This window comes from Micromonospora sp. GCM10011542, assembly GCF_042650685.1.
In the GTDB taxonomy this organism is placed as follows: Bacteria; Actinomycetota; Actinomycetes; order Mycobacteriales; family Micromonosporaceae; genus Micromonospora.
This window is the reverse complement of the sequence record NZ_JBHSBO010000033.1, coordinates 17,322-34,150: the sequence shown is the minus strand read 5'-3', so window position 1 is coordinate 34,150 and position 16,829 is coordinate 17,322. Positions and strand designations below refer to the sequence as shown.

General features: G+C 72.0%; 14 protein-coding genes. 3 read left to right on the top strand and 11 right to left on the bottom strand.

Annotation, left to right across the window (positions count from 1 at the left end; genetic code table 11):
* Positions 1-15 precede the first annotated feature (15 nt).
* The 9 genes from ACFOW4_RS12165 to ACFOW4_RS12125 all read right to left on the bottom strand — a co-directional run bounded on the left by ACFOW4_RS12165 (position 16) and on the right by ACFOW4_RS12125 (position 9,490).
* Complete coding sequence (locus ACFOW4_RS12165; protein WP_377527151.1) at positions 16-828, bottom strand: hypothetical protein; 813 nt, start codon at positions 826-828, stop codon at positions 16-18.
* Positions 829-843: 15 nt separating this feature from the next.
* Positions 844-1,410 (bottom strand): nucleotidyltransferase family protein, encoded by a 567-nt coding sequence (locus tag ACFOW4_RS12160; protein WP_377527149.1) that lies wholly within the window; start codon positions 1,408-1,410, stop codon positions 844-846.
* A 32-nt stretch (positions 1,411-1,442) separates the two neighbouring features.
* Positions 1,443-2,486, bottom strand: coding sequence for a carbohydrate kinase family protein (locus ACFOW4_RS12155; protein WP_377527146.1), 1,044 nt, complete (start codon positions 2,484-2,486; stop codon positions 1,443-1,445).
* Entirely contained in the window at positions 2,479-4,080 is a 1,602-nt protein-coding gene (locus ACFOW4_RS12150) for a hypothetical protein (protein ID WP_377527144.1), read from the bottom strand. The genes ACFOW4_RS12155 and ACFOW4_RS12150 overlap by 8 nt, the downstream gene beginning before the upstream one ends.
* A 339-nt stretch (positions 4,081-4,419) precedes the next feature.
* The gene (locus ACFOW4_RS12145; RefSeq protein WP_377527142.1) at positions 4,420-5,082 is read right to left on the bottom strand and encodes a hypothetical protein; all 663 of its coding nucleotides are present in this window, start codon (positions 5,080-5,082) and stop codon (positions 4,420-4,422) included.
* Positions 5,079-7,754 (bottom strand): FtsK/SpoIIIE domain-containing protein, encoded by a 2,676-nt coding sequence (locus ACFOW4_RS12140; protein ID WP_377527141.1) that lies wholly within the window; start codon positions 7,752-7,754, stop codon positions 5,079-5,081. Before ACFOW4_RS12140 ends, ACFOW4_RS12145 begins: the two co-directional genes overlap by 4 nt.
* A complete protein-coding gene (locus ACFOW4_RS12135; RefSeq protein WP_377527139.1) occupies positions 7,747-8,673 on the bottom strand; it encodes a hypothetical protein in 927 nt (308 codons plus the stop codon). Before ACFOW4_RS12135 ends, ACFOW4_RS12140 begins: the two co-directional genes overlap by 8 nt.
* A 6-nt stretch (positions 8,674-8,679) precedes the next feature.
* Positions 8,680-8,940, bottom strand: coding sequence for a hypothetical protein (locus ACFOW4_RS12130; protein WP_377527137.1), 261 nt, complete (start codon positions 8,938-8,940; stop codon positions 8,680-8,682).
* A gap of 151 nt (positions 8,941-9,091) precedes the next feature.
* Complete coding sequence (locus tag ACFOW4_RS12125; protein ID WP_377527135.1) at positions 9,092-9,490, bottom strand: hypothetical protein; 399 nt, start codon at positions 9,488-9,490, stop codon at positions 9,092-9,094.
* 140 nt (positions 9,491-9,630) lie between these two features.
* Between ACFOW4_RS12125 and ACFOW4_RS12120 the strand changes: the two genes are divergently transcribed.
* The 3 genes from ACFOW4_RS12120 to ACFOW4_RS12110 are packed head-to-tail and all read left to right on the top strand — an operon-like array spanning position 9,631 to position 12,733.
* Complete coding sequence (locus ACFOW4_RS12120; RefSeq protein WP_377527133.1) at positions 9,631-12,186, top strand: ATP-dependent Clp protease ATP-binding subunit; 2,556 nt, start codon at positions 9,631-9,633, stop codon at positions 12,184-12,186.
* Positions 12,183-12,383: a hypothetical protein gene (locus tag ACFOW4_RS12115; RefSeq protein ID WP_377527132.1), complete on the top strand. Its 201-nt coding sequence runs from the start codon at positions 12,183-12,185 to the stop codon at positions 12,381-12,383. Before ACFOW4_RS12120 ends, ACFOW4_RS12115 begins: the two co-directional genes overlap by 4 nt.
* Positions 12,383-12,733, top strand: coding sequence for a DUF3140 domain-containing protein (locus ACFOW4_RS12110; RefSeq protein WP_377527130.1), 351 nt, complete (start codon positions 12,383-12,385; stop codon positions 12,731-12,733). The genes ACFOW4_RS12115 and ACFOW4_RS12110 overlap by 1 nt, the downstream gene beginning before the upstream one ends.
* A 62-nt stretch (positions 12,734-12,795) precedes the next feature.
* Here the strand turns inward: ACFOW4_RS12110 and ACFOW4_RS12105 are convergent, their stop codons facing one another.
* Positions 12,796-13,038 (bottom strand): hypothetical protein, encoded by a 243-nt coding sequence (locus tag ACFOW4_RS12105; protein ID WP_377527128.1) that lies wholly within the window; start codon positions 13,036-13,038, stop codon positions 12,796-12,798.
* A 77-nt stretch (positions 13,039-13,115) separates the two neighbouring features.
* Positions 13,116-16,673 carry a ThuA domain-containing protein gene (locus ACFOW4_RS12100; protein ID WP_377527126.1) on the bottom strand — a complete coding sequence of 1,186 codons (3,558 nt, stop codon included), beginning with the start codon at positions 16,671-16,673 and terminating at the stop codon, positions 13,116-13,118.
* Positions 16,674-16,829 lie beyond the last annotated feature (156 nt).

Genomic DNA, 16,829 nt, shown 5'->3' with positions numbered 1-16,829 from the left:
CCGGCAACATCGTGCCTAACTGCTGATCAGCCACCGGGTCGTCGGAGAGATGTCGAACGTGGTGCGGGAGCCGGACACGATGCCACCGCGATTGATCTCCTCGTGGTTGGCGAAGTAGATGTCCGGATTCCCACCGGCTCTGACTGAATCACGCAACGCCTGAAGCGCGGTGACCTGGGCAGGTGTGGGGCGCAGTTCGTACACCTCGGCGACGATCAGCTGAGGACACTGCGAATACCTGTCGAACCTGAGCGGAAGATGGCGGACGCCCAGGAACGTGCAGTCGAAGTAGGGAAAGTCCGCAGGGTTGAGGATCTTCGTACCCACGAGTTCCTCGTAGAACTCCCGCCATGGGAACAACTCCCGGTCCTTCTTCGAGTCGAACCACCGCAGCAGCTCCGAAACATCCCTGCCGGGGAGCCGGAGTCGGAGATCCCCCGAACTCTTTTCATCGGGAGTGAAGCGCGAATCGGTCCTCGCGTTGAAGCGCCGGGACAGTTCGGCCTCGCTCAGGTGAACCTTGAACACCCCGCCGACCGGCTGGAACTGCGTCGTGATGCGGTGCCCGCGGATCAGGAGCTGCTCGCCACCCACGGAAATGCCGATCAAATACGCGATGGAGACGCGAACCTCCCGATAACGGTAGAGGGTGCGGGCGAGGAATGCGGGCCAGAAGAGCCCGTTCCGCACGCCGGCGAGCCGGGTGACCACGACGGTGATGGCATATCCGGCGAAGGCCATCGCCACCCCGAGAACGTACTCGTCCTCCCTCTTCAAGTAGCCCAGAACGAGGCTGGCGACCAGTATCACCACAGCCAAGGTGCCCACCGAAGTCCTACTTTCTCAGGCCACGTCCTGGCTGCTCAGGGGCGCTTCGAGCCGGAGGAGCGGCCACGTGGACAGCCACCCCTTCTCCTCAACCCGGCGCGCGACGAGTTTGACCATGTCGGCGTCCGCGGACGTGGGGCGGACAATGAGCGCGAAGAGATCGTCGAGTCCGTGGGGAGCAAGGACGTCGAAGGACGAGCCCGTCCAGGCGACGGCCACGGTCGTGCAGGTTTCAGTCCACCGGGAGATGGCGTCAGCCGATGAGAGGTACGGCTCGTGCCCGTTCCGTCGGTGCATCCGGGCCTGGTTGCGGAACGAGAACCGCTCGTGTGGAAAATCGCGTTGGACGAGTGCGGCATGCGCGGCCTCACTCGCGTAGCTCGTGTCCGCCCGGTCGTAGTAGACGACGTCCACGTCATTGAGCGGTGTGGGGCGGGGGTGGTGATGGAGGGCGTCCCATACCGCGTTGCGGACGAAGCCGGCTCCGATCCAGCAGTCCGGGAGGCCGAGTCGTGCCACCCGTGCCGCGATCTCGACTCGGCGGTGCAGAGAGCTCATTATCTGTCGTACCGCGCTTTCCATCACCGGCTCCCCAGGGTCAGACGTACACCGCTTCACGCGGCAAGGATCCGGCTGCTGTGAACTTGCAGAACGTGCGCCGAAAGCTCAGCGGCCGTGTCGAGGGTCTGCTGTGGTGGGTCGCCACGAAGCACGCCGGAACAGAACACACCGGCCGCGGTGTCGCCGGCGCCCGAGGTGTTCACGATCTGCGAGGGGGCGATCGGGACCGCGTCGGCAAAAACGTAGTGCCCATCCCAGTGACACGCCAGGCCCTGGGTGCCGAAGGTCATCAAGGCGAACGGCACCACTTGCCGGATCGGGTGGTGGCGAAATCCGGAGGGCCTGCACAACGCCGGGTCGACTTCGGGGAAGAGTGCCTCGTACTCCTCCGCGTTTCCGCACAGGATCGTCAGCCGCCGCGCCGAGACGTAGCGCCGCAGTTGCCGCCGGAGGTGGCCGTGCAGGAGGTGGCGGTTACCCAGGGATAGAGCGATGGGAGTGACCGTCCGGGAGATGCACTGGTGCAGGAACTGGCTGAGCTCCCCACCGAGCAGTTCGTAGGTGTCCAACAGGATGAGCTGCGGCGAGAGGCCGGTCAGGTCGAAGCCGTCGAACCTCTCGGCCACCCCCGGATACATCGCCAGCATCTTCTCGGGGTTGGTGCTGCTGCTGAGGACGAATCCGATCGGATTGCGTCCCTCCGCCAGGAAATAGCGATGCTGGACCTGCGCTGCCTCCAACGACGATATGAAGAACCGGGAGAAGGAATCCAGCACGCCCTCGGTGCACCCGACCGAGGAGACGTACGTGGACGAGCGGCGCACCTCGGCTGGCATGGCGCTCAGCATGCCGAGGGTGGAAGACCCGGCTGTCACGGCAAGCCCCAGGCGTGCGAGCAGCGTCGGCAGCTCTGCTCCAAGGGGGATGTCTCGTCCGGTCAGCTCCCTGATGAGCAGCCGGACCGTCCCGTAGTCGTGGATCCGACGCCACTCTCCCGCCGTCGCCCCCAGCAGCAGCCCGCAGGAGTCGAACCGGTCCTGCGGCAACCTGGCGGCGATGTCGACGAGGCTCGGCCCGAAGGCGACCAAGTCAGCCATGTGAGGGCCGAGACGTCAGGCAGTTGTCGCGGAAGACGGCCAGTCCCTTGAGCTCTGCCTCGTAGGACATCCACAGCAGGTCGCGGACGTCGGCCACCGTGGCGCTCTGCGGCAGATTCACCGTCTTGGACAGCGACTCGTCGAGAAAGGACTGGAACCCGCCCTGAACCGCGAGGTGGGCCCGGGGAGAGATGTGACCCGCGCTGCGCAGGTAGGGCGGAAGGCCTGCGACGCCGGCCACGGCCTGGTCCGCACCGCCCAGGTCACTTTCAAACCGCAGGACCGTCGCGAGGCCGAACTGCCGGACGAGTTCGGCCCGGGCTGCCGGCGGAAAGTGCCCGGTGGGGTCGAGCAGGGACAGATGCGGTTCGAGGCTGGTCGACGAACCGACGATGGCGCTGGGCGTCTCCGCCGGAGGCATGGCGGTCGTCGTCGCATGGCGTAGGCCGTGTTGGCCCGCCGCCTCGAACAGCGCCTCCCACTCCTCCGCCGGGACGGCTCCGGAGGAACGCTTCACCTTGCGGCGCAACCATGCGGGATCCTGATAGCGGCTCTCCCTGAAGGCGGGAAACGGCCCGCGCTGCTGGGCCAGGAGGACCGACTCGGCTTTCGACGCGAAGTCGGCCATCTCGGCGAGGGCGCGAGCGAGTGCTACCGCCTCGGGGCTGTCGTAGCTGATCCGCAAGCTGATCAACAGGTCCGCGAAGCCGGTGAGGCCGACCCCGATACGACGCTTCGTGCCGACAAGGGCGAAGAGGCCGTCGTCCGCATGCTGGACGGTCATCTCGACCGCCGCGTCGAGGATCCTGGTGACCACCCGGACGGCGGTCATGAAGAGCGCGGTGTCCAGCCGCCCCTCGCGCGCCATCGCGGCGACGTTGACGTAGCCGAAGTGACAGGCTTCTCCCTCGGCCATAGCCACCTCCGCACACGGGGCGGTGCTGAGGTACGGCCATTGCGGAGTCGGATTGTCGGTGTCGATCCGGTCCTTGAACAGGATGCCCGGCTCACCGCAGTGATGGGCATTCTCCGCGATCTCGTCGATCAGTTGGGCGGCATCCACCGATGCGACGCGGCGGTCGTGCTGGTCGACGAGGGGAAAGGATCTGCCCTGCGCGGCAGCGACGAAGAGTGCTTCCGTGACGAACACAGACAGGTTGAGCCGCCACCCGGCGAAATCCACGTCCCGTTTGGCGCGGATGAAATCCCGTATCCGGGGGTGATCGACGCGGAGCGTGGCCATGCTGGCCACGGGGCGTCGTTCGCGGGCAACCAACTGGTCGTTGATGCCGTCCAGCGTGGCGTTCAGCGCACCGAGCGCCACGTCCGGCCGGTCGAGTTCGGACAGGTCGTAGCCAGTGCCGACGGCTCTGCTCAAGGCGTCGTATGACACGTGGGCGAACGTCGCCAGGTCGACCGACCGGGCGGCGGTGGGGAGCCGGAGCACGGTGCACGATGCTGTGGGGTCGTCGCTATGTCCGGCGTTGGCCAGAAGCGCGGTGCCGAAGGCCAGAATCCCGCGACTGATAAAGCTGTTGACCTGCTCGCGGAATTCGTCGTCCGGCCCACCGTTGAGTTTCTCGTCGACATCCAAGAGGACGCATTTCGCCCGCATAATCGCGTCGGCGGTCCGTTCCGACCCGCGAAGAACACCACGCCGGCGCATTGCAGAATCTGTCTCGACCCGAGGGACCATCATTCGCTGATGCCTCACGCTTCTGAGCGGCGCAGTGTCAACGGTTGGGCAAGGGTACCCCATTCCGGCTGGATGCTCATCACCTGAAAAGGTCGGAAAGCTTCTGATTGCGCTATTGACGACGTGCTATCTGGCGCGGACGCCGTGGCCACCGGCGTCCCGTTTCGACCGATCGGGTGACGGACACCGCGGGTCGACGGTGCCTGGCGAAGGACGGACCGGCGCCGTTGCGCCGGGTCAGCGGCCGAGCACCAGCAGCAGGACGGTGGTCAGCAGGCCGGTGCCGAGCACCACGGTGATCGGCCGGGGCCCGAGCACCGCGTGCCGGCGGTCGGCCAGCACCCGCGCCGGTACCAGCCCGATCAGTGGTCCGAGCAGCGTCACCATCAGCGCCAGCACCGGCAACCCGACTGCCAGGTCGCCGCCGTAGCCGACGCCCAGCGCGCGGGCGCCGGCCCCCAGGGCGTACGCCAGCACAGCGCCGGCCACCCCGCAGAGCGCCAGCAGCGGGTTCACCGACCCGGGCAGCTCGCCCGGCTGCCCGGTGCGATCGAGCAGGTCGCGGGCCCGCGCCAGGGGCAGCACGGGATCGATCGACCCGTTGCCCGCTGGCGCCGGTGGGCCGCCGAGCCGTCGGCCGCCGCCGAGCCGGGCGCGTAGCTGCTGCCACAGGTGCGCCACCTCGGCGTCCACCCGTTCCTGCTGCTCCCGTGCCGCGACCAGTTCCTCCTCGGCCCGGTGCAGCTGCTCGACGGCGTCGGCCACCGCCCGGTCGGCCGCCGCGCACTGCCGGTCGTACCAGGTGTGCGCCTCGGCCCGCTGCTCTGCCACCCGTGCGGTCAGGTCGGCCAATCGCCGCACCTGCGCCGCGTACGTCTCACTGGCCACCGGTTCGTTCATCGCGACAGTCCATACGGGATGATGACCTGTCCGGTGCGGTGCACCGCCCGGTCAAAGAAGAGCCCGCGCCACGGGCGGGGGTACCAGTCCGGGCCGCCGGTGCCCGGGTAGAGCGACGAGCCCAGTTCACCGCCGTGCGCGTCGAGCGCCACCCACGCGCCGATGTGGTCAGTGCGGGCGGCCGGCCCGCCCAGGTCCGCGCGCATCCGGGCCACCCCCCGCCACCAGGCCAGCACGTGGGTACGCCGCTCCGGCCCGTCGTGCAGGATGCGGCGCAGCTGCTCCAGCCCGGTACGCCGGCCCGCCCGCGCCGCCAACGCGCCGGCCGCCGCGTCGACCGCGAACAGCAGCAGGTAGTGCGCGCCGCCCGGAGCGGCCAACCCGTCCGCCGTCTCGGCCATCAGCTCGCCCACGGTCTCCTCGTCGTACCAGGCGGCGTCGTCGGCCAGGTCCTCGTAGAGGGCGCGGGCCACCGGGTCGGCGTCCGGGTCCAGGCAGGCGATGGAGAACCGGGCGGTGCCCGGCGGGTGCTGGCGGGCCAGCGAGCGGGCCGCCGCGTCCAGCACCGCGCACGCCTCGTCCACGCGGGTGCCGAGCACGGCAAGGTTCCGCCCGGGGGCGCGCGGCAGCCGCAGCGCCGCCGAGCGGGCCTGCACGTCGATGATCTCGCCGAGCAGCGCGACCGGCCCGCGCGGCGCGGCCCCGTCGGCCGGCACGGTGAGCGCCCGGAAGTCCGGTGCCTCGGCGAGCCGGGGCACGGCGTCGCCGTCGAAGAGCCGGGCCGGTGCCGCGTCGGCCGGGCGCATCCGCCACAGCCGGTGCTGCAGGCCGCTCCACGTCTCCCAGTCGCTGGCCGACGGGATCCGCGCGATCTCGTTGCCCTCCGCCATGCCCGACTCGGCGTTGACCACCGCGTGCCAGCGGGGCAGCGACTGCGCCGCGTCGTTGCGCTCGGCGAGGATCCGCAGCGCCTTGGGCAGCGCGATGCGCAGCGTGAACTGGGCGACCAGCGCGGGTCGCCCCCACAGCGCCTCGATGCCCCGCACGTCCTGCGAGGCGAGCACCAGGTGGATGCCCTGCGAGCGGCCCCGCCGCGCCAGGTCCTCCAGCAGGTCGGCGGCCTCCCGGGCGACCACGTCCCGGCCGGCCAGCAGCATCTGGAACTCGTCGACCACCGCGACGATCCGCGGCCAGTGCCCGGTCGGGTCGACCGCGCGCAGCTCGGCCAGCTTGGTCACCTCGTGCTTCTTGGCCGCGTCGGCGCGGCGGCGCAGCTCCTCGGCGAGGAAGCGCAGCAGCGCCAGGCCGAACTCCCGGTCGGTGTTGACGTTGATCCCGACCAGCCGCATGTGCGGCAGCCAGCTCGGGTCGCGCCGGCCCTGGGCGAACCGGGCGAAGGACACCCCCTCCTTGAAGTCCAGCAGGTAGAACTCCAGCTCGGCGGGGGAGTAGCGGGCCGCCAGCGCGCCGATCCAGGCGAAGATCAGGTTGGTCTTGCCGGTGCCGGACGGCCCGCCGATCAGCGCGTGCGGCGGATAGTCGCCCAGGGTGACCCGCACCGGCCGGCCGTGCGGTCCCTCGCCGATCGGCGCGGTCAGCCCACCGGCCGAGTCCTCCCGCCACATCAGCTCGGGCGGCGGCAGCAGGTCGGTGAACGGGGTCGGCGGCGGCCCGGCGTTCACCCGGGCGGCGATGTCCCGGCAGGTCTCGGTGACGAGTGCCGCCGGCGGCGGCGGGTCCAGCCGTACCGGCAGGCCGGGCGGACCGCCGATCCGGGCGTCGGACGCCTCGGCCACCACCCGGGTCACCGTCGGGTCGTCGGGCAGCGGTACGCCCCGCACCACCAGGTGCACCCCGCAGGCCGCTCCGGCGCGGACCACCCGTTCCAGCTGGCCGCGCTCGTGCCGGCTCAGCTCGTCGCCACCGAGCAGCACCGCGACCCGCCACGGCTCGGGCCGGCGGCCCGTGGCGGCGGCGAGTTCGCGCAGCGAGCCGTACTCGCCGGCCAGCACCGTCTCGTTGATCCGGCGGATCTGCTCCACCAGGTCGTCGAGCAGCGGGCCCAGCCCGCCGGGGCCGACGAAGGTGAGCAGCCCCGCGGTGCCGAGGGGGGCGAAGCCGGCCAACCCGCCGCCGAGGTGTTCCGGGTCGTACCCGATCAGCCGGACCGCACCCGGATCGGCGCGGCCGACGGCGCGCAGCAGCAGCGCGGCGACCACCGCGTCGCAGCCGGCGCGGTCGGAGCCGGTCAGCTGCACGTGCCCGGCGTCGAGGAGTGGCACCAGCGCTGGCACCGGGTCGGCGCCGGCGATCCGCACCGTGCCGACCCGCAGCGCGCCGGGCGGTTCCGCGCGCCGCGCCGGGGTGGGCGTCCACCCCGGCCAGTCGGCGGACGCGGACCCGGGCGCCTCCCTGCGCGCGGCGTCGGCGGCGCGGCGGGCCAGCTCGGCGATCCGGGCGGCGTGCCGGGCCTCGATCTCGGCCAACCGGCGGTCCCTCTGGGCCCCGACGCGCTCCGGCACGGCCGCGGCCGCCGCGCGGACCCGGGCCAACCGCTCCCGACCGGCGGTCAGCTCGGCCTGCGCGGAGGACAGCCGGGCACGGGTGGCGCCCAGCGCCTCGGCGAGGCTGTCCCGGACCCGGGTCACGAGCTGCGTACGCCGGTCAGCCATCGGAGTCCCGCCGTTGGTCCCGGACCGGCCGATGCTCCCGGGCGCCGACCGGGGCGGGGTCGGCCGGCGGCCGGCCGCCGTTGGCCGGCAGGTCCCGACCCAGCCGGGCCAGCAGCACGCCGGTCAGTACCCCGGCGGTCACCGCGGAGTCCGCGGCGTGCGCGGGCTCCCCGGAGCCGCGCGGCGGGGGCATGCGGCAGACCCTGGTCAGCAGGGTCTCCAGCACCGGGGCTGGCAGCCCGGGCAGCAGGTCGCGGACCCTCCCGTCCAGCTCGCCGCGCAGCCGGCCCAGATCGGCCGCGCGCGGTGGATGGCCCAGCAGCTCGCCGGCCAGCTCTCGTAGCAACGGCGGGGCCAGCGCCGCCAGACCCAGCCCCACGTCGGCGGAGGCGCGGCGCAGCTCGGTGCGCAGCCGGTCCCGGTCGCCGGCGCGCACGCCGCCCACCACCCGGCGCAGCAGCTCGCCGGAGTCGTCGAGGCGCTCGTCGGGCTCGTCCGCGCCGCCGTCGCTCCCGCCGGTCAGCTCGGCCACCCGTACCGCCCACCAGCGGCGCAGCCGGACCTGGGCGGCCGGTTCGGGCGCCACGGCGGTCGGCCCGGCGGCCGGCGCGGCGTCGTGCCGGGGTTGGCCCGGTTGCGGACGGGGCGGCGGTGCGCCGCCGTCGGCGGCCAGCCCGATCGCGGCCAGGTACGCCGACAGCTGCTCCTGGGCCACCCGCAGCGCGTACCCGGCGGTCTCGGCGTGCTCGGTGGCGGCGGAGAGCTCCGGTACCCCCATCGGGTTGGCCGACTCCTGCCGTACCCAGCGCAGCCGCTCCGCGGCCACACCGAACTTCTCCAGTGCCTGACCGAGCAGGCCCAGCGGGAACTCCTCGCTGGCGGCGCGGACCTGTGCCCCGACGTCCTCCACGATGGACACGACGGCCTACAGCATGGAGACGTAGAGCTGGGCCTGCTCCACCGCGATCAGTGTCGCGGCGAGACACTCCTCCAGCTCCTGGCCGGCCTGCGTCAGTGACGCCTGGGCCGCCTCCACCGTCTCGTGCCCGCTGCCCTCCAGCGCCCCGGCGAGGGTCTGCTGCGCCTCGGCCAGCTTCTCGCCGGCCGCCTGCACGGCTGTCTGCCCGTCGCCGATCTGTTGCAGAGCGACATCGATGGCAGCCTTCAGCTCGGCGACGCTCGCCACGGCGGAACCTCCTGGGGCGGGGAGGTCTTTATTAGAGCCTATCGTCGGCGGTGGGAGAACATCCGCCCTGTCGGTGTTCCTGCCCGGCTTTCCGGTAGCCGCCCGGAAGCGCCGGGAGTCCGTTGTGTGGGACTCCCGAGGCGAGAGGTTCTCACTCCGCGCGGTCGGTGGGGACCTCCCGCAGCCAGCGCGGCCCGTACACCTCGGCGCCCAGGGCGGTGACGCGTTCGCGCAGCTCACGGTCGGCGGTGACCACCAGCCGGCGGCGCCGCGGCGCGTCGGCCACCAGCTCCACGATCGCGTCGTCGCCGGAGCGCGCGGCCGCCACCACCCGCACCTCGTCGGTCCCCGGCACGTCCCGCGCCGCCCCCTCCAGGACCAGGACCACCTCGACCGGGGCGGCCAGTCGCGCGGGCAGCCCCGCGGCGGCCACCGGCGCCAGCGCGTCGCGCAGCCGGGCGGCGGCCCCGGCCCGGTCCCGCCACCACCCGTCCGGCCGGGAGCCCACCACGTTGGCTCCGTCGACGATCAGCAGCGGGGTCTCATCCATCCCGCCAGACTGCCACCGCCGGGCGCCGCCGGCCCGCGCCACCCCGGCGCGCCGCCCGGACCGCCGTGCCGCGGCGTTTGTCGGGCCGAGCGCCGGGTAGCCCCTGGCGACCGTGCCGCGCCCGACTGCGGAGGACAAACATGATGGGACCCGGTGACCTCGGCTCCGACCCGTGGGACGAATTCCTGGCCCGGTACTTCGGCCGGGGCGAGGGTGGACGTCGGCCGCCGCACCGGGTCGACATCACCCGGCTGATGACCGCCGACGCCCGCGAGATGCTGGCCGACGCGGCCCGCCGCGCGGCCCAGCGACAGAGCACCGACCTCGACACCGACCACCTGCTCTGGGCGGCGCTGCAACGCGAGCCGCTGCGGGACCTGATCCGCCGCGCCGGCGCCGACCCGGACACCCTGCTCAACGCCCTAGGCGGGCGGGGCGACGGGGCACCGCGCGGCGAGGTGCCGCCCAACCTGTCGCTGACCCCGGCGGCGAAGCGCGCGCTGCTCGACGCGCACCAGCTCTCGCGCGCGATGGGCGCCAACTACATCGGCCCCGAGCACATCCTGATGGCGCTGCCGTTGAACCCGGAGTCGCCGGCCGGTCGGATGCTGGCCGCCGGCCGGATCCAACCCGAGTCGTTGCAGGCGGCCAACGCCGAGCGGGGGCCGGGCACCGGCCCCCGGCCGGACCGTGGCACGCCCACCCTCGACCAGTACGGCCAGGACCTCACCGAGCTGGCCCGGATGGACCAGATCGACCCGGTGATCGGCCGGGCCGACGAGATCGAGCAGGCCGTTGAGATCCTGTCCCGCCGCACCAAGAACAACCCGGTGCTGATCGGTGAGGCCGGCGTCGGCAAGACCGCCATCGTGGAGGGGCTCGCCGAGCGGATCTGCGACGGCGACGTGCCGCAGACCCTGCTCGGCAAGCGGGTCATCCAGCTCGACCTGGCCGGTCTGGTCGCCGGCACCCGCTACCGGGGTGACTTCGAGGAGCGGCTGAAGAAGGTGATCGAGGAGATCCGGGCGCACCGGGAGGAGCTGATCATCTTCCTGGACGAGATCCACACCCTGGTCGGCGCGGGCGGCGCCGGCAGCGAGGGCGGCATGGACGCGTCCAACATGCTCAAGCCCGCGCTGGCCCGCGGCGAACTGCGGGTGATCGGCGCGACGACGCTGGACGAGTACCGCAAGAGCATCGAGAAGGACGCCGCGTTGGCCCGCCGGTTCCAGCCGGTGCTGGTGCCGGAGCCGAGCGTGGAGGACACCGTGGCCATCCTGCGTGGCCTGCGCGACCGGTACGAGGCGCACCACCAGGTGCGGTTCAGCGACGAGGCGCTCGTCGCGGCCGCGGAACTCTCCGACCGGTACGTCACCGACCGGTTCCTGCCGGACAAGGCGATCGACCTGATCGACCAGGCCGGCGCGCGGGTCCGGTTGCGCACCCGCACCCCCGCCTCGGACGTGCGCGAGCTGGAACAGCAGCTCGACGACGTACGCCGGGACAAGGAGCAGGCCGTCGCGGACGAGCAGTACGAGCGCGCCTCGGCGCTGCGCGACCGCATCGCCGAGTTGGAGGGGCAGATCGGTCGCGCGCACGGCGACGAGGCCGGCACCTCGCAGGTGCCCGAGGTGGGGCCCAAGGAGATCGCCGAGGTGGTCTCCCGGGCCACCGGGATCCCGGTCAACCAGCTCACCGAGGAGGAACGGGACCGGCTGCTGCGGCTGGAGGGCTACCTGCACGAGAAGGTGGTCGGCCAGGACGACGCGGTGACCGCGGTCGCCGAGGCGGTCCGGCGCTCCCGTACCGGGCTGGCCGATCCGGAGCGGCCGATGGGCAGCTTCCTGTTCCTCGGCCCGACGGGCGTCGGCAAGACCGAGCTGGCCCGCGCCCTCGCCGAGGCGCTGTTCGGCGAGGCCGACCGGATGGTCCGGGTGGACATGAGCGAGTTCCAGGAGCGGCACACGGTCAGCCGGCTCGTCGGAGCGCCGCCCGGGTACGTCGGCTACGAGGAGGCCGGCCAACTCACCGAGGCGGTGCGCCGCCGCCCGTACGCGGTGGTGCTGCTGGACGAGATCGAGAAGGCGCACCCGGACGTGTTCAACATCCTGCTCCAGGTGCTCGACGACGGCCGGCTGACCGACAGTCAGGGCCGGACGGTCAACTTCAAGAACACCGTACTGATCATGACGAGCAACCTCGGCTCGGAGTTGATCACCGGTACGCAGCGCAGCGTCGGGTTCGGCACCGGCGCGCCGGGCAGCGAGCAGGAGAGCGACGAGCTGCGCGAGCGGCTGATGCGCCGCCTGCAGGAGAACTTCCGCCCGGAGTTCCTCAACCGCATCGACGAGGTGATCATCTTCCGTCGGCTGGAGGCCGAGCAGTTGCGCCAGATCACCGGGCTGCTGCTGGAGGAGACCCGCCGCCGGATGCACGCGCAGGACATCCAGCTGGAGATCACCACGGCCGGCACCGACTGGCTCGCCGAGCACGGGTACCAGCCGGAGTTCGGCGCCCGGCCGCTGCGCCGGGTGATCCAGCGGGAGGTGGACAACCACCTGTCCCGGATGCTGCTGGAGTCGGCGATCTCGCCGGGGCAGAAGGTCACCGTGGACGCCCGCGACGGAGCGCTCACCTTCGACGTGGCCGCCGGCGAGCGGGGCTACACCCCCGCCACGACCTCGCATCCCCGATGAGCCGCGCGGGGCGGGACCCGGAACCGGAACCCGAGGAGCCCGCTGAGTCGCCGGAGGAGTCCGACCATCCCGCCCCGATCCTGGCGCCCCCGACGGCCAACCCCGCCCGGGTGCGGGTGCCGCCGGAGGGCCTGCACCCGAAGACCGACCAGGAGGACCCGGAGAGGTCCGGGTCGCCGCCCGGAGAGGAGACCTGATGGTACGCGAAGCTCGGCTCGAACCCGAGGTGGCAGTGCTCTGGGACGACTTCCACGCCGAGGTCAACGTCCCGTCCGAGCAGTTGCGCCAGTGGCTGCTGACCCGGGGTTCCGGCGAGGAGACGTTCGGGGCGAACCCTGATCTCGACCTGCCCCAGCCTGGCCGCGAGATCCTCAAGGTGTTGTCGAAGCGCAAGGTCGACCTCACCCCGGAGGACATCGAGGTGATGCGGGAGGCGGTCGACCGGATCCGCGAGCTGATGGACGCCAAACCACCGCGCGGCAACGCCGACGACGAGTGGCGACACTCCCTGCTCGACCTGGGCCACGACCCACTGGTGGAACGCTAGGGCCACGCCCGACGCGGTGCCGTCCCCGAGCGGGGACGGCACCGCCGCATCGACCGGCCGGGTCAGTAGTGGCCGGGCTCCAGGCTGCCGATGGTCAGCCCGGCCGCGTCGGCGGCGGCGTCCCGGTCGCCGCGCGCCCGCTCCTCACGGCTGAGCAGGTTGGCGTACTCGGTGACGTCGGCCGGGTCGGGCACCTGCGGCAACCGGCGCAGGAACGCCTCCAGGTTGCGGGAGGCGGCGGTGTGCGCGGCGGCCGCCTGCTGCAGGATCTCGCGGTCGTCGGCGGGCGGGATGAGGTCGGTCATGTCCGCCAGATACCCGGCCGGCGGCGGTTCGCACCGCCACCGGCCGGGTATTACCGGCCGAATCGGCCGGCGCCGGGTCAGCTCGTCACGGTCAGCCGCCACCGCTGGTTGGCCGCGCCGTTGCAGGTCCACTGGATGAGTAACGCGCCGTCGGCGGTGGAGTTCCCGTTGACGTCGAGGCAGAGCCCGCTGTGCCGCGCCTTCAGCTCGTACACCCCGGCGGTGGCGGTGACCGTCGCCTGCCACTGCTGGCTGGTGGCCGTACCGCAGGTCTGCTGCACGACCTGGGCCCCGGCGGTGGTGGCACCGCCGGTCACCGCCAGGCACTTGCCGCTGTGCCCGGCCCGCAGGGTGACCGCGCCGCCGCCGGCGTCGACCGCCTGCCACTTCTGGTTGGCGCCGCCGGTGGCCGTCCACTGGTGCACGACGGCGCCGTCGGCGGTGGACACCCCGTTGACGTCGGCGAGCTTGCCGCTGTGCTGGGCGGTGAGGGTGTACGTCTTCCCGGCGATCCCGCCGGCCGGCGTGGTGCCTACCCCGGCCCCACCGAAGGTCATCGCGTCCAGGTCGAAGGAGTTGCTCTGGCTGGACCGGAAGACCACATAGAGCTTGTGGGTGCCGGCGAGCGCGGCCACGTTCACCGCGGGCTGCTGCTGGTAGACGTCCCAGCCGCCGGTGTTCGGCACCGCCTGGGTGGCGAGCAGCTGCCCGGTCGGCGAGTCGGCGCGCAGCTCGACCGAGCCACCACCGTACGGCGAGGAGACCCGCAGGCCGACCGTGGTGATGCCCTGCAGGCTGATCGGATCGAACATGATCCAGTCGCCGTTGCTGATGTCGCCGACCCGCTTGCCGCTCTCGGCGCCGGCCTGCTCGACCACCCGCACCCCGGACTGGCCGGTGAAGAACTCGGCCTGCTTGTGCTTGGGTTGCAGGATCGCCCGGCCGTACCCGGTGAGCGCGGGCACGGTCCCCGCTCCCTTGTCCTGGTAGCGGGCGTTGAGCACGTAGTACAGGTTGGCGCCGTCGGGGTGCCCGCCGAGCAGGTCGGTGGCGATGGTGCCCGAGCAGCCCGCGTAGTCGGTGGTGCCGTGTTCGTGGTCGTCGTGGCCCAACGCCGGGTTGACCAGGACCTTCGTACAGTCGGTCGAGGTGTCCTCCGGGTCGGTGACGGTCACCGTGTACGCCACCTGCTGACCGAAGTCGAGCATCCCGCCGCTGGGCGGACCGGTGATCCGCACCGTCGGCGCGGTGTTCCCGACGGTGATCGGCACGTTGGCGAAGGCGCTGCGCCCGGTGTTGTCCCGCACCGTCAGCCGCGCGGTGAAGACGCCGTTGCCGGTGTACGTGTACGACGGGTTGGCGGCGGTCGAGTCGGTGCTGCCGTTGCCGTCGAAGTCCCAGGCGTAGGTGATGGTGTTGCCCGGATCCGGGTCGGCGGAGCCGGCGCTGGAGAACTGCACCGTCAGCGGCGCCCTGCCGTTGGTCGGGGTGCCGGTCGCCTTCGCCACCGGCGCGCGGCCACCGCTGACGTAGTCGATCCGGTAGAGCCCGGAGTCGTTGTTGCCGCCGCCGAAGTTGGAGCCCCACTCCAGCAGGTAGAGCGAGCCGTCCCGCCCGAAGCGCATGTCCATCGGCTTAACGAAGTTGCCGCCGGGCAGGAACGGGTTGATCTTCACGAGCGACCCGGCGCTGTCGAAGTGGATCTCCTTGACGTAGTTGCGGGACCACTCGTAGAAGAAGTGCACCCCGTTGTAGTACGCGGGGAACTTCGTCGGCGAGGGGTTGGCGGCGTCGTAGCGGTAGACCGGCCCGCCCATCGGCGCGGCCCCACCGGAGCCCACCTCCGGGAACTGGGGCGACGCGCCGTAGCCGTACCAGATCTGCGGCTGCACCAGCGCCGGTAGCGTGGTCAGGCCGGTGTTGTTGGGGGAGTTGTTCACCGGGCTGGCGCAGTTGAACTTTGCGCCCACCACGCCGGTGTCCGGGTTGTACGGCGCGTACGGCTGGTTGTTGCCGTGGCAGAACGGCCAGCCGAAGTTCCCGGCCTGCTTGATCACGTTCAGCTCGACCAGCCCCTCCGGGCCGCGGTCGGTGGTCGGCCCGCCGCGGTCCGGCCCGTAGTCGGCCAGGTTGACCCAGCCGGTCGCCGGGTCGACGGAGAACCGGAACGGGTTGCGGAAGCCCATCGCGTAGATCTCCGCCCGGGTCTTCGCGGTGCCCGGAGCGAACAGGTTCCCGCTCGGCACGGTGTACGTCCCACCCGGCTCGGGGTGGATGCGCAGCAGTTTGCCGCGCAGGTCGTTGGTGTTGCCGGCGGAGCGGGCCGCGTCGAGGAAGCTCTTGCCCGGCCGCCAGTCCAGCGGCGCGTAGCCCTGCCACGCCGGGTCGTAGTTCGGTGGGCTGTCGTCGCCGGTGGACAGGTAGAGGTTGCCTCCGGGGCCGAAGGCCAGGTAGCCCCCGGTGTGCCCCGGCTCGGGGAAGCTGCGGTCCCGGTACGCCGGCACGTCCAGCAGCACCTTCTCGCTGCCCAGGTCGAGCGTGTCGCCGGTGACCGTGAAGCGCGACAGCCGGTTGACGTCGGTCGGGCTGGCCTGCGGTGAGTGGTACAGGTAGACCCAACCGTTGGTGGCGAAGTTCGGGTCGAGCGCCATCCCGACCAGGCCGTCCTCGCCGCCGGTGTAGACCGGCAGGGTGGCGGCGGTAACGGTGCTGCTGGTGGATGGCTTGAAGACCTTGACCTGCCCGGCGCGCTGGACGTAGAAGACCCGCCCGTCGGCGGCCACGTCGACGGCCATCGGGTCGACGGTGTTCTGGTCCAGCGACACCTTCTCGAAGTTGCCCCAGACCGTGCCGCCGCAGTCACCGGCGGCGACTCCGGCGGCCCACTGCACGCCACCGAGGACGTGCTGGCGGAAGAACGGCTCGGCGTAGGAGCCCTTGGCGTGGCCCATCGCGGTGGTCCACACCCGCGCCCCACCGACCTGCCGGCACCAGGAGATGGGGTGGTCGGCGCCCATCGCGGCGCCGCCCGGGGTGTAGGTGTGCTCGTCCGCGGTGACCAGCACGTGCACGTCCCCGCGCGGGTTCTTGTCGAAGTTGTACCACTCCTCGCTGCGCTGCCACCGGTCCGGCAGTCCACTGGTGGACGGGTGGGCCTTGTCGGCGACGTGCGCGGTGCCGGCCAGCACGCCGGGGGAGTGCTCGGGCATGTGCGCGCCGGCGTTGACCAGGTCGTCCCACCACGGGAAGGAGCCTTCGATGCCCATGTCGGTGGCGTTGTGGATGGCGGCGATCCCGCCGCCCGCGGCGACGTAGTTCTGCAACGCCTGGCGTTGGGCGTCGTTGTCCCACACCATGCCGGAGGTCTGGAACATCACCACCACGTCGAAGGTGGCCAGGTTCGCGGCGTTGAAGACGGTGGAGTCCTCGGACTGCACCACGGTGAAACCGTTCTGCGCGGCGAGGTCGTTGAACATCGCGATGCCGTCGGGAATGGAGTCGTGCCGGTATCCGGCCGTCTCGGTGAACAGCAACGCGCGGAACGGGGCCGCGGCGGCGGCCGGGCCGGCCGGTGCCACCAGCAGGGACATCAGCAGTACGGACAGGGCGCCAAGAACGAGGTGTCGGCGGCGCATGCCGGCTCCCTTCCTTCGAGTGCGGAATGGCCGCCCGGCTGGCCGGGCGGAGGGCTCGCGACCGCCGCCGAATGGGGTTTCCCCCGCGCTCGCCGGTGGGGTCGGCCGCCGGCCGGCGCCACCTCCTGCTCTGCCGTCACCCTCCACGTAGCATTG